The sequence below is a fragment of the Lacibacter sp. H375 genome (assembly GCF_037892425.1).
Lineage (GTDB): Bacteria > Bacteroidota > Bacteroidia > Chitinophagales > Chitinophagaceae > Lacibacter.
The window spans coordinates 4076683-4089972 of the sequence record NZ_JBBKTT010000001.1 but is presented as its reverse complement, the minus strand read 5'-3'; the positions used below and the strand labels follow the sequence as shown (position 1 = coordinate 4089972).

11 protein-coding genes are annotated in these 13290 nt (G+C 40.4%); 1 reads left to right on the top strand and 10 read right to left on the bottom strand.

The features are described 5' to 3' along the window. Nucleotides 1–40: 40 nt before the first annotated feature. Nucleotides 41–1036, bottom strand: a complete 996-nt coding sequence (holA, locus tag WG954_RS17460; RefSeq protein ID WP_340438066.1) for a DNA polymerase III subunit delta — start codon at nucleotides 1034–1036, stop codon at nucleotides 41–43. Further along, a complete protein-coding gene (locus WG954_RS17455) occupies nucleotides 1033–1776 on the bottom strand; it encodes a 3'-5' exonuclease (protein WP_340438065.1) in 744 nt (247 codons plus the stop codon). The genes holA and WG954_RS17455 overlap by 4 nt, the downstream gene beginning before the upstream one ends. Before the next feature lie 39 nt (nucleotides 1777–1815). Between WG954_RS17455 and WG954_RS17450 the strand changes: the two genes are divergently transcribed. Beyond that, nucleotides 1816–2805 (top strand): DUF8428 domain-containing protein, encoded by a 990-nt coding sequence (locus tag WG954_RS17450; RefSeq protein ID WP_340438063.1) that lies wholly within the window; start codon nucleotides 1816–1818, stop codon nucleotides 2803–2805. A 249-nt stretch (nucleotides 2806–3054) separates the two neighbouring features. Here the strand turns inward: WG954_RS17450 and WG954_RS17445 are convergent, their stop codons facing one another. The 8 genes from WG954_RS17445 to WG954_RS17410 all read right to left on the bottom strand — a co-directional run bounded on the left by WG954_RS17445 (nucleotide 3055) and on the right by WG954_RS17410 (nucleotide 13281). Beyond that, complete coding sequence (locus tag WG954_RS17445) at nucleotides 3055–6492, bottom strand: DUF8818 domain-containing protein (RefSeq protein ID WP_340438062.1); 3438 nt, start codon at nucleotides 6490–6492, stop codon at nucleotides 3055–3057. A gap of 198 nt (nucleotides 6493–6690) precedes the next feature. Beyond that, nucleotides 6691–7455, bottom strand: a complete 765-nt coding sequence (locus WG954_RS17440) for a succinate dehydrogenase/fumarate reductase iron-sulfur subunit (RefSeq protein WP_340438061.1) — start codon at nucleotides 7453–7455, stop codon at nucleotides 6691–6693. A gap of 22 nt (nucleotides 7456–7477) precedes the next feature. Next, nucleotides 7478–9448: a fumarate reductase/succinate dehydrogenase flavoprotein subunit gene (locus tag WG954_RS17435; RefSeq protein WP_340438060.1), complete on the bottom strand. Its 1971-nt coding sequence runs from the start codon at nucleotides 9446–9448 to the stop codon at nucleotides 7478–7480. Nucleotides 9449–9572: 124 nt separating this feature from the next. Continuing rightward, on the bottom strand, nucleotides 9573–10280 hold the full coding sequence (locus WG954_RS17430; RefSeq protein ID WP_340438059.1) for a succinate dehydrogenase cytochrome b subunit: 708 nt from the start codon (nucleotides 10278–10280) through the stop codon (nucleotides 9573–9575). A gap of 131 nt (nucleotides 10281–10411) precedes the next feature. Next, on the bottom strand, nucleotides 10412–11230 hold the full coding sequence (locus WG954_RS17425) for a DUF3575 domain-containing protein (RefSeq protein WP_340438057.1): 819 nt from the start codon (nucleotides 11228–11230) through the stop codon (nucleotides 10412–10414). Between the two features lie 98 nt (nucleotides 11231–11328). Next, the gene (locus WG954_RS17420) at nucleotides 11329–11895 is read right to left on the bottom strand and encodes a hypothetical protein (RefSeq protein WP_340438056.1); all 567 of its coding nucleotides are present in this window, start codon (nucleotides 11893–11895) and stop codon (nucleotides 11329–11331) included. Between the two features lie 72 nt (nucleotides 11896–11967). After that, nucleotides 11968–12222 (bottom strand): hypothetical protein, encoded by a 255-nt coding sequence (locus WG954_RS17415; RefSeq protein WP_340438055.1) that lies wholly within the window; start codon nucleotides 12220–12222, stop codon nucleotides 11968–11970. 114 nt (nucleotides 12223–12336) lie between these two features. After that, nucleotides 12337–13281 (bottom strand): transglutaminase family protein, encoded by a 945-nt coding sequence (locus WG954_RS17410; RefSeq protein WP_340438054.1) that lies wholly within the window; start codon nucleotides 13279–13281, stop codon nucleotides 12337–12339. Nucleotides 13282–13290: the final 9 nt, after the last annotated feature.

Sequence of the window (13290 nt, the reverse complement as noted above, 5' to 3'; positions counted from 1 at the left end):
TGCGTCAGGATTCATCACTCATCATTCATTACACATTATCTTACATCATCATCTTATAGATCATTTCTTTTAACAGCGATGCATCTTCTGTGCCTACATCTCCAACACCCACACTTCTTAAGTTGTAATGATGCATTAATAAAAGAGCTGACTGCACACCTTCGAATCCATACACCGATGCTGTGGCTTTATAATCTTTCATGAACCATGCATTAATGCCTGTTTGTGCAGCAACCGCTTTATCATCGCCCTGTGCGCCAAACAACATAAATACTTTGGAGAAATAACTATAGAGCGATGGTAATACTAATTGAATGGGAGCAGCTTTCGGATTGCTTTCAAAATACTGAACGATCTGCAATGCCTTGGCTAAATTCTTTTTACCAACTGCATTCTGCAGTTCAAACACATTGTATTCTTTGCTGATACCCACAAAATTTTCAATATCATCATCGGTAATTGTTTTTCGGCTGCCGAGGTTCAAAATAACTTTATCTACTTCGTTGGCAATGCGGCTGAGATCGTTACCAATATGATCAACCAACAAGTGAACAGCTTTTTGTGTAGGCTGGTAACCTTTGCTTTCAATGAAATCTTGTGTCCAGGCAGGTAGTTCATTGTCGTACATTTTTTTTGTACTCAACACCTCTCCTTTTTCTTTCAACAGCTTGGCGAGTTTGCTACGACCATCTACTTTCTTTTCTTTATGACCAACAACAAAAATGGTTGATGAGAGTGGATTATTGATATAGCCTTCCAGCTTATCAATATCCTTCATCTGTTGAGCTTCCTTGAGTATCACTACTTGTTTGTCAGAAAACATGGGATAACGCATGCAGGCATTTACCACATCGCTCCAGGCCGCATCTTTTCCATAAAAAACCGAAAGATTGAAACCTGCTTCTGCCTCACTTAAAATGTTATGCTCTGCAGCATCAACCAACTGGTCAATATAAAAATCTTCTTCGCCTTCAAACCAATAAACAGGTTTGAAGCTTTTCTTTTTCCAGTCGTTAAGAATTTTTGTTACACTCATTTTACCTGGTCGGCAATAAAAATATTTTCAGCCGGCAGCAAAGGTAATTGTTGCAGCCGTAGAAAAATCTGGGCAGTGGCAATCACATCTTTCTGGCAATACTCAACTATGCGTGGGAGATCATTTTGTATATAATAAATTTCTTTTACCTGACTGCCGTCAATGCCATCTTTGGGTGTGGGAATACCTAAGCAGTTTGCCAAGAGGTTTAGTGATGTATAATTTTTATAATCACCGAACTTCCACAGCTGCATCGTATCTACCAGGTTTGTTTCCCAAGGTTTTTTACCACTGAATTGAAGGAAAGATGGCAGGGTTATTCCATTGATGAGTGTGCGCCGGCTGATGTAAGGAATATCGAATTCTTTAATATTATGCCCGGCAAAATGCATAGCAGGGTTTGTTTTATAAAACTTTTCAACAGCATTAATAAATTCAGCTAACAGCTGTTGTTCATTATTTCCTGCATAAGTTTTCAATCGAAAACACATTCTTCCACCCTTATCGGTATAAAAATAACCTGTGCTGATGCAGATTATTTTTCCAAATTCTGCCTGAATTCCAGCCCTTTGTTCATACATTTCAGCAGCCGAAAAATTTTCTGGCATGGTTTTGGAAATTTTGTCTGCCCAGAGAACTTTCCATTGTTCCGGCAGCTCTTCAAACGAAGCAAATTGTGGTACTGTCTCGATATCGAGTACCAGGATGTGATCGGGTTGAATTTGTTGTTGGTTAGCCATGAACTAAAAATAAATTTTAAAACTTAAAAATCAAACAGTATGTCTTATTCAAACTATCCTTCCGCAGCTCCTCAGGATAATCCACCTGCAGCTCCAAAGAACAGCAACCGTGGGTTGATCTACGGGTTATTAATTGCAGCTTTATTAGGTACCTGGGGTTACATTATCTGGGACAAATCAAAAACCAAAGAAGTAACAACACAGTTACAGGCACAACTTAGCACAAGCGACAGCAGCAAAGGTGCAATTCAAACAGAGTACAACTCTGCACTTCAACGTCTTGATGAATTAACAAGCATGAATGCCAGCATGGACAGCCTGGTTAAAACAAAAGACAGCGAAATCGGCAACATGAAAAAGCGTATTCAGACTTTACTGAATAAGCAAAATAAAACAGCAGCTGATCTTGCTGAAGCAAAACGTTTGATCAATGAATTGAACGAAAAGATCAGTGGTTATGTAGTAGAAGTAGAAACATTGCGTGGTGAAAACCTGCAGCTGAAAACTGACAAGCAAGAATTGACAGTTCAAAAAGAAGCGTTACAGGTTCAGTATGATCAAACTTCTGCTGAAAAGAAAGTAGTTGAAGAAAAACTGGATGTAGCTTCAACATTGAATGCTTCAAATATCAATATCGTTACAATCGACGAGCGTCGTAACGGAAAAGAAAAAGAAAAAGATGTTGCAAAGCGTGTTGATAAAATCCGTTTGTCTTTCAACGTATTCAACCGTGTTGGTGAAGAAGGAACAACAAAAGATGTTTATGTAGTGATCACTGATCCTACAGGACAAGTGGTAAGCAACGAAGCTTTAGGTAGTGGTCGTTTCACAACAAGAGAAGAAGGTGAAAGAGTGTTTACAAAAATGTCGACTCTTACTTTCGCTGCAGGTAAAACAACTCCCGTTTCAATTGAGTGGAAGCCAGGTGCGAAATTTGTTGAAGGTGCTTACAAGGTTGAGATCTATAACAACGGTTTCAAAATTGGTGAAGGTTCAAAAACATTACGTAAAGGCGGCTTATTTAGCTAAGCATACATACATACATACACGTTGATGGTTTATTAAAAAGCGGTGGATTCTTCCACCGCTTTTTTTACGTTGGTCGGAACTATTGAAAACCGTCAGTCTATAAACGGTTATGCTGATTCCAAACCCGAACTGTCGGGGCAATTTCAGATGAACAAAGAGGAAATGTTCAAATGCTTAATTACGGAAGATGAAAAAAGAGGTAAGGCCGGGCTTCTTTCTCTTCGGGAGAAGGAATTAGGATGAGGCTTTTTAAAACAACGCTCTTACACTTGCCCTACCCGTATGTATTGCTTTTGCTTCACCGGGTTTTCGTCCTTCGTAGGTGAAATTTATTTCCATATTGTTGGCAAGTCGTCTTGTAAAATCAATATTCCATAAAAAGTTTTTGCCAGGGAGTAATGCATCAAGCATAATAAATGCAACTGTTGAATTCGTAGCGCCATTAAACTTGATATTACTGAATTGAAACTTCCCGTTAATGGTGCTGCTCGAAAGTACGTTGTAACGCATCTCCGTAATAATAGAATTGATGACAGCACGCTCCTTCTGCCCTTCTTCGTTTTGTTTATCCTCGTATTTATAATTTAGTGAGAAACGATATTTTGTGCCACTCTGAAAACTGATTGATGGTTCGGTTACCCACTGTGCAAGATCATAGTTTCTATTGCCAAATTTGGGTGTTTCCAATTGGTTTTTGATCGACTTCACCAAAACGTTAGTTGAAAAATTCTTACTCAGATTCCAACGGATTCGCCCCGACAAATCTCTCAATGTTCTTGTTTCTAAACCATAGGTGAGGATGGAACGACCTGTATTTTGTACATGCGTTAAGTCAACACCCCATACATTACTTGTTCGGTTAAAGAACAGCGTGTTGGTTAAGACAGAGCTTAATGAAATAAGACTTGTGTCTGCTTTTGGTTTTGAAAATGGATCGAGGTTGATGTTTTTATCCGAGATCTCTTTTTTGAAGATTTGTAATCCTGATTGTAATGTAATTCGTGTCAAGAATTTACTCATTCCTTTTGCCTTATTCGGATCTATCAATGCTCTTGGGTTGAGATTTACACTGTAGTTAAACTGGTTGTAGTTGGCACGTATAAAATCAAGCGTTGGCGTAAACACACGTATGTAACGTGCCTGATCCTGGTAAAGTGCCACTTCAAATTCGTTTAGTTGTGGAATACCATCTAAGTTATAATCGTTCCAGGTAAATTCACCCTGCCCGGCAGGCACTTCAAGAAAAGAATAATCACGACGTTGTTCCTGTCCGCTGCCCGCTTCGTACAAAACATTGCCCGTAAGCATTCCTTTCCATTCGTTCACAAAATATTCAGCCCTTCCCAATACAGAACGCTCAGGTTTTTGTCCGGTCAGCTGACTATTATATACTTTCAATTCACGTATCGTTGCGTTTAAACGGAACTGATGTTTTTCACTGCTCATCAATTCAACATAAGCATTGTAGTTGAAGCTTCGGTCTGTTTGTTCTAATGATTTTCCTAATGGAAGTTTATCACGACGGGTAAAGAAATTAACTCCCCATTTATTGGCAGCTTCTTTTGAACGGAGATATAAAGTCCATGTATCCCACATGAATGTAAGTGATGACAATGAATCGGTAATACGGTTGCGGGCTTCACTGTGTTCTAAATAATATTGTCCTCCGAGTTCAATTTTATCAAGCTTGTCAAATCTTCGTTTCAGATCAACAGTTGGTCTAAGGAAGAAGCCTTTGTTGCGTCCGCTATCGGTTGATGAGTAATTAATGTTGCCTGTCCACGTCCATCCTTTTTGTTGAAAACTATGTTGCACAGCATGACGAATACCTTTGAACAGGATGCCACGCTGATAATTCTGTATGTTATAACTGAAACGGTGATTGGTTGTGCGCATCAATTCCACACCAGCACTGATGATCTGTTCTTTTTCCTGTTGCAGAAAAATAGGCAGCCCCCACTCTCTTGTAAATTCAACAGGACGTAAACGTTCCAATGCTCGGAAACTTTCCTGTACAAATTCATAACTGCTGCTGAGCTTATACGTTAATGGTTTTTGTGGATTGCCTTTGAATTGATTGTTATACTGTAACGCTAAGCGGCCAGCCACACCATCATCATTCGTTTTATCTTTTCGGGAAAGTGTATTCACATCAAACCTGCTGATAGCAAGTTCTGATTTTACCAAGAGTTCTTTTGTGATTTGATAATCCGTTCCAACGGTCATCATTTGTTGTGTACGTGGTGCTACTAGACGTACTGCCGGTGCATACCTGCCTTGACGTATGCCATTTACAGGGGCGATCCATTTGAATGTTCGTCCGTTTGCCCCAGCTTCCTCCAACACATAATCAGCATTGCCAAAACCAACATCGGTGAAAGATGCAGTGTACACATCAGGTTGATCAATGGTTGTGTACACCAACACCGAGTCATACGTAATACTGTTAACAGTTGAATCTACCAATCGATACACGATCTTGTTGGCCGCAAATGTGTCTTTAGCAATCGATGGATACAAAGCTGTTTCTACACGATCGCCAATATCAAACAAAAATTGTTTTTGCTCTGTAGTTAAAAACTGGTTGACAGATGTGTTCTTTGAATCAGCATTTGAAAAGGCGTTAACCCTGAACGTAAGTTTCGGATTAACTTTCAATTCATTCCCAACAAAGAATTGCGAATTGAGAAAATTGCGATCTGCATATTCAAACTCTACTTGTATACGCCTGTCTTTATTGATCATGCGTCGTGGAGTAAAGGTGATTTCAGCCGTATTGTAATTGATCACATAATCCTGGTCTTCGCCCCGCTGCATTAATTCGCCATCAATAAACACACGCTCCGTTCCTGCAAGCACAATAAAGAACAATTCTCCATTAGGGCCTTGCAAACGATAAGGTCCCTGGTTACCTTCCTGTCCTTGAAATACATAACGGTTAAACTTACCCTTTGCAATAGCTCCTGAAACCATTGATGTGTTCTTCCCTTGCTTGAACACATTTGATTCGTTTTGAAACGAGATACCCTGCAAACGTTTAAAGAAGCTGAGGAAGTAAGCATCATTTCGTCTAATATCAATATCGCCAAGGTTTAATTGCCAGCCTTTCTTTTTCAATTGAATCCATACACGGTCAAATTCATTCAACTGTTGTGTATTGCCTTCGGCCTGTACAGGAATATTATTATCAGTCAATGCAGCTGATAACAACATGCTGTCACCTATCACACCATTGATCTGCAGATTCAATACGCCATTCACCACCGCATCCTGGTTATTGCCAAAGGAAATGCCACGTCCAAAACTACCGTTGTAGTTTACATTTCCAAAATCAAACATGCTTTTACCAAATCCCGTATTTTGATCGATGGTGATAGGTGCAGTAAGGAAGTTGTTTTTTACATCTTCAAAATTCATGCGCTGCACCTGTGCATTCAGTTTATAAGGGAAAACACGGTAAGTAACCGTTACTGAATCCATACCCGGAGCACTCACCCAGAACAATCGGCCATTCACTTCATCCACCGTATAACTATCTTTTGCAATGCCGGGAATGATGACTGATTTTGGAACGATGCTGAAACTATCAAGCTTAACCGAACTTGTTTTTGTGCTGATCTTTTTGCTTCGAAGATTGGATAAGGAAGACGGCTGCTGAGCAAGCGTCAGCAGTGAGGAAAGCAGCATAGTTATGAAAAAGACAAGTTTTCTGATAAGTCAGTGGTTTTCAGGATAAGAATGTGTAAAAATAGAATTTATTGTGCAACATGCCTTTTAATACCCCCCTTTCAAGGTTTTCTTCGTGAATATTATAATTGCGTCAGACGGAAAACAGAAAGACCTCCAGGGTGGAGGTCTTTGTAAAACTTATGTTGAATAGTCAACTTATTTATTGGCGGTCAAACTTGCCACCGCATATTCGGCATTTAAGCGGGCAATATTTGTCAATGAAATTTCTTTCGGACAAACTGCTTCACAAGCACCTGTGTTGGTACATGCCCCAAAGCCTTCTTTATCCATTTGTGCTACCATATTAAGGACACGTGTATTCTTTTCAGGTTCGCCTTGTGGCAACTGGTTAAGGTGAGCCACTTTCGCACTCACAAACAACATAGCCGAAGAGTTTTTACAAGCTGCCACGCAAGCACCACAACCAATACAGGCCGCAGCAGCAAAGGCAGCATCAGCTTTTGCTTTATCAATAGGCAATGCATTTGCATCAACCGCATTACCTGTGTTTACACTGATATAACCCCCGGCCTGAATAATTCGATCGAAAGAACTACGATCGACCATCAAGTCTTTAATTACCGGAAATGCATTTGCTCTCCAGGGTTCAACTACAATGGTATCGCCTTCATCAAAAGCACGCATATGCAACTGGCAAGTTGTGTTTGCTTCCCAAGGACCGTGCGGACGACCATTGATGTACAAACTGCACATACCACAAATACCTTCACGGCAATCGTGGTCGAAAGCGATCGGGTCTTTCCCTTCGCCAATCAGTTCTTCGTTCAACACATCAAACATTTCAAGGAAACTCATTTCCTGTGAAATATTCTTTGCATCGTAAGTTTCAAATGCACCTTTATCATTGCTGTTCTTCTGGCGCCAAACTTTCAGTTTTACATTGATATTTTTATGTTCCATAAAATCTAAAGCGATTTTAAAATTATTTATACGAACGTTGACTTGGTTTCACCACTTCATAATTCAACTCTTCTTTGTGCAGTTGCCAATCATGATCACCTTTCATTTCCCATGCAGCAACATACATGTATTTATCATCGTGACGTAATGCTTCACCGTCTTCTGTTTGATGTTCTTCACGGAAGTGACCTCCACAACTTTCTTCACGGTTCAAGGCATCTAAACACATCAATTCACCCAGTTCAATAAAGTCGGCCACACGGTTTGCTTTATCAAGCTCAGGATTCATTTCATTAATCTCGCCCGGTATGCGTACGTCGCTCCAGAATTCATTTTTAAGCTGTTGAATTTCTTTGATAGCTTGTTTCAACCCTTCCGCATTACGGGCCATACCACATTTATCCCACATGATCTTACCCAAACGCTTATGGAAACTTTCAACGGTTTTTGTACCCTTGATGTTCATGAGCATATGAATACGATCACGCACTTTGCTTTCAGCTTCAGCAAATGCTGGATGATCTGTTGGAATTGCCTTGGTGCGGATCTCATCGGCGAGATAGTTACCGATTGTATAAGGAATAACGAAGTATCCATCAGCCAATCCCTGCATCAATGCACTTGCGCCCAAACGGTTTGCGCCGTGGTCGCTGAAGTTTGCTTCACCTAAAGAATATAAACCGGGAATATTCGTCATCAGTTCATAATCAACCCATAAGCCACCCATTGTATAGTGTACTGCAGGGTAAATACGCATCGGTACTTCGTATGGATTTTCGCCGGTGATTTTAGCATACATGTCGAACAGGTTACCATACTTTTCTTTCACTACATCCTTACCCATCTGTGTAATGGTTTCGGCATCGGCATTAATACCACGCTTACCTGCTTCAATTTTTCCGTAGCGTTGAATGGCTGCAGCAAAGTCGAGATAAACCGCTTGCTTGCTTGTACCAACACCGTAACCGGCATCGCAACGTTCTTTCGCTGCACGGCTTGCCACGTCACGGGGAACGAGGTTACCAAATGCAGGATATCTTCTTTCTAAATAATAATCTCTTTCTTCTTCAGGAATGTCAGTAGACTTTCTTGTATCGCCTTGTTTCTTCGGCACCCAGATACGTCCATCATTACGTAACGATTCACTCATCAAGGTTAACTTACTCTGATGATCACCACTTACAGGAATGCAGGTTGGGTGAATTTGTGTGAAACAAGGGTTGGCAAACATCGCTCCTTTCTTATGCGCTTTCCATGCAGCAGTAACGTTACTGCCCATAGCGTTTGTAGAAAGATAGAATACGTTACCATAACCACCACTGCATAACAGTACTGCATGACCGAAGTGACGCTCCAGTTCACCGGTAATTAAGTTACGTGCAATAATACCACGAGCCTTACCATCGATCATTACAATATCCAGCATTTCATGGCGTGAATACTGTGTTACATTACCCAATGCGATCTGGCGTTCCAGAGCCTGGTAAGCACCTATTAATAACTGCTGACCTGTTTGGCCCGCAGCATAGAATGTACGTTGTACCTGTGTGCCACCAAAAGAACGGTTGCTTAACAAACCACCATATTCACGTGCAAAAGGAACACCTTGCGCCACACATTGATCAATAATGTTGGCACTTACTTCTGCCAAACGATGAACGTTTCCTTCACGTGCACGATAGTCACCTCCTTTAATCGTATCATAGAACAAACGATAAGTACTGTCACCATCGTTCTGATAGTTTTTGGCAGCGTTAATACCACCTTGCGCAGCAATAGAGTGTGCACGGCGTGGACTATCCTGGAAACAAAATGTTTTTACTTTATAGCCAAGTTCACCTAATGCAGCGGCTGCAGATGCACCTGCTAAACCTGTACCAATCACAATCACTTCAAGACTGCGTTTGTTGGCAGGGTTCACCAGTTTACAGCTGTTTTTATAATTTACCCATTTAGTATCTAACGGACCGGCAGGAATTTTTGAATTGAGCATATCGTATCAAATTCGGTTATCGTACAATTTATAAGGTATTTTTTATGTAGTCAGCTTTTGTGTTATCTATTCGGCTTTTGTTGCGTCGCACACTTGAACAGTGTTGCAGGCAGCATCAAAAAACTTATTCAATCCATTTCAGGTGAAAAGCAACTGGCATCAACGCAAACAAAACCGATACAATAATAGAGAAGCCAATACCAATCGTATTTAACATCAGGAGATAACGATTGTTGCTTACACCTACTGTACGGAAAGCACTTTGGAAACCATGCATTAAATGCCAGAACAGAGAGAAGCAGCCAATGAGGTATGCAATCACCACCCACAGTTCGCTGAAAGTAACTTTCATTAAGCTGAACATATCGTGCATATCAACGCCGTTGTAGTTAACCGGCATATCAAGACCTGCATGTGTAAAACGTGCAGGTACCCAGAAATGGCTGAAGTGTAAAACAAAGAATAGTAAAAGCAATGTGCCTAACAAGCCCATGCTGCGGCTGTACCATTTGCTGCCTTTGCTTCCCATGGAAACATCGTAACCAACAGATCTTGTTTGCCTGTTCTGCAATTCCAGCATGTAGCCTTGAATGATGTGAAGTAAAATACCCGCCATTAAGCCAACTTCCATGATACGGATGAGCACCGTTGAGCCCATGAAGTGAGCTGCTTTATTGAACATTTGCCCGTTATCATCGGGATTAAACAAGTCTGCAAAAACGCAGGCATTGATACTAACATGTACTATTAAAAATGTTATAAGGAATAAGCCTGTAAGACCCATTACCAATTTTTTCCCGATGGAAGAAGTGAACATTTGCTTGAATGTCATAAAAGTTGTTTTGGAAAGCCGTTGCAAATTTAGGGTAGGAACATGTTCAAAAGACAGATAACCATGATTAATGTAATAAAAAATGCCCCATTTTACGGGGCATTTTTAAATATGATTGTTTATTCTAATAATTAAAATTTAATACCGATTGTTAGCCCTGCTCTAACTCCGCCCCAAGGACCGTCAATAATTGCTTTGATATTATTCGCACTTACTTCAGCAGAAATTTTTGTTAGCGGAAGATCCAACGACTCAATTGTATTTTTAATTTCAGTTTGTTCGTTTGCCGAAAGACTGGATGATGGTACACCGTTTAATGTTCCATTACTTGTTCCATAATGTGCCCCAGCTATCCACCAATCCAAAGTAACAACTTTACCTAAATGCCATTGCGCACCAATCATCACTCCACCACTATGAGTTGTAATATCTCCATTTAACTTGATGGTTTTTGTTGTATTTGCATCACCATCAAATGTTATCGGCAATTCGTCTGAATTAAATTTTGCATAACGGTAGTAGGGTGCAATGTAAAATCCACGGCCATACCCTTTCTTATTCAGGTAAAAACGGACCTCCGGAGTAATTGCAAAGTTGCCAACTTTTAATGCACGGATATTTGCTTCAAGATCTGCATCTCCATCAGCAATATCGTCTGCGTAATTATTCACAAATGGTAAGTTCCCGGATGGCATGCTTCGAATACCAAGAGCTACTGAGATCTTCTTTGTTAGTACACGCTCGTACTGAAATGAATAGTTTTTAAAAGCGAGGGCCATGAGGTTCACTTTTACAATATTCATTTTGTGCTTATCCGTTTTTTCAGCCGGTGGTTTCACGTTCACGGGTGCACTACCTCCCGATTGCTCATCGAGTGTTGACTGTGCTACTAATGAGGTAATGCTTAAAGCAGAAATAAGCAATGCTGTAAAAAGTTTTTTTTGATACATACAATTTAGTTTGGGAATGAAAAGCGAATTACACACTGCAAATTTTACTTTTATAAATGACATATGCTGTACCTACTAAAGGGTATTTTCCCCGCTTCTTAAACCAGTAACCGTTGGTTAAGTTCGCCATCAATTTTTTTAAACAGGTGATAAGGTTTATAAATACGCCAGTTATCGAGTTCCATCAGTTCAAGATAGCGGTTGAGTTTTAATTTTTTGAAATCGTACTGTGTCTGTTCTGGCATATTCAGGATAATTGTCCAGCCATTTTCATCAGCACAGTTTTCATACCATTCTTCGTAATAATCTTTTTCACTGCTGTGGAAGTTGAGTACATTTTCAGCTACAATGATAAATTTATAAATGCCTTCCGCCATCAATTTATCGATCACCTCACGCTTCAGTTCCATGATGTCATTTTCAATTGCATCGTTCCATTCGCCCAGCATTTCGATGATGGCATATTGCTCGGCGTAATCGGCCATCAATATTTTCAGGTACAACGTACGGCTGCCGAACTCATCCCATTGCGGATGGATATAATAATTGTAAACAGTTTGAGAGTACTCAAACTCGGAGTATTGACGGCCATAGAACGGTGAGTGCTCATCTTCTTCGCTCACATAAATATGACGCCAGTTGTAAAAAGGTTCAATATCATGCATACTTCACATCCCTATCTTTCAACTGATAGTTCCTGCAAATTTCAGCAATGAACCGACAAATAAAAATAAAAATCAATTATCGCTGCTGTCGTCGAAATAACTGACCATCTGCAACACTGTGCAAGGGTGAACATAGTTGAACAGCGTTGATTGAAGGAGACTTCGTAGCTCAGCCCGGCTCATACAGTAGGCCTGGTTCTGTAAGGAAAGTTTGTAAGCATTTACTTTGTGAAAGGCTAAAGCGGCTAATTGGCTGGTGTGGTCTTCAACAATGGTAAATTGTTCGGCAATATGTGCCTGATCGTCGAAGAATAATGGCTTTTTCATGTGGACACAGGTTTTGGTTTTAGGATATTGGTTTATTGTAATGTGAAGTTAAGTTGAAAAATTGCTTTTGCCTGTAGTAAAACCACTAGACTTTTGTAGAGACAGAAATACGGTTTATTGCTGCTGCTGGGCTGCTTCTTCAGCTGCAATACGCTCTGCTTCTTTCACTGATTCAGTTATCTGCATTTGCACGTCATTAAGTTCTTCAAACACCTGACCATCTTCATAACCTACAGATACATACACGGAGAGTGTTTGTTTGGCCAGCCCTTTAAAAGTCCCTTTTATTGGTGTACAGGCGTTAAAATCACGACCAACAGCCAGCTTAATATGGTGCGTTGTAACCCATACATTATTGGTTGGATCGATACCCACCCAACCCAGTTGAGGTATATAGGCTTCCACCCAGGCATGTGTTGCGCCTTCGCCACGCATACCATTTTTATTCGGACAGATATAGCCGCTTACGTACCGGCTTGGAATACCCATGCTTCGCAACAACTGCAGCAACACGTGCGCAAAATCCTGGCACACACCACTACGATGCTCCAGTATTTCATCAACTGTTGTTTCAATATTGGTGATGCCTTTTATGTATTTGAATTCAGAAAAGATATAGCCTGAACATGCTTCCACGATCTCCATCACCGTTTTGTGTTCACAATCGAGTGAGGTTAAGATCTGTTGCAATGCTTTAGAAGCGAGTATTTCTTCAGGTCTTGAAAGTTCAAGCAAATGAAAATCTGATGCTACTATCTCCTGCAATTCTTCTCTAGTGCTTTTAACAAAGGGAATCGATTCCTTACCAATGGTACGCACCACTACTCGGCTGTCGATGATCAATGACGCATGTGCTGCCAATAAACTGAAATCTGCACACCGGTTTCCCCAATAGTCAAGAAAGAAAAACAGTTCAGGATCGGTAGTAATATTTACTTCGTGTTGTAAAATTTCCTGCTGATCTGATGCAACAGGGTAAATACGTAACTGGTTCACACTTTCCTTTACAGGCCTGTTGTAAGTATATTTAGTTACGTGATGGATCTGAAAAACGGGCATCCTTTATTG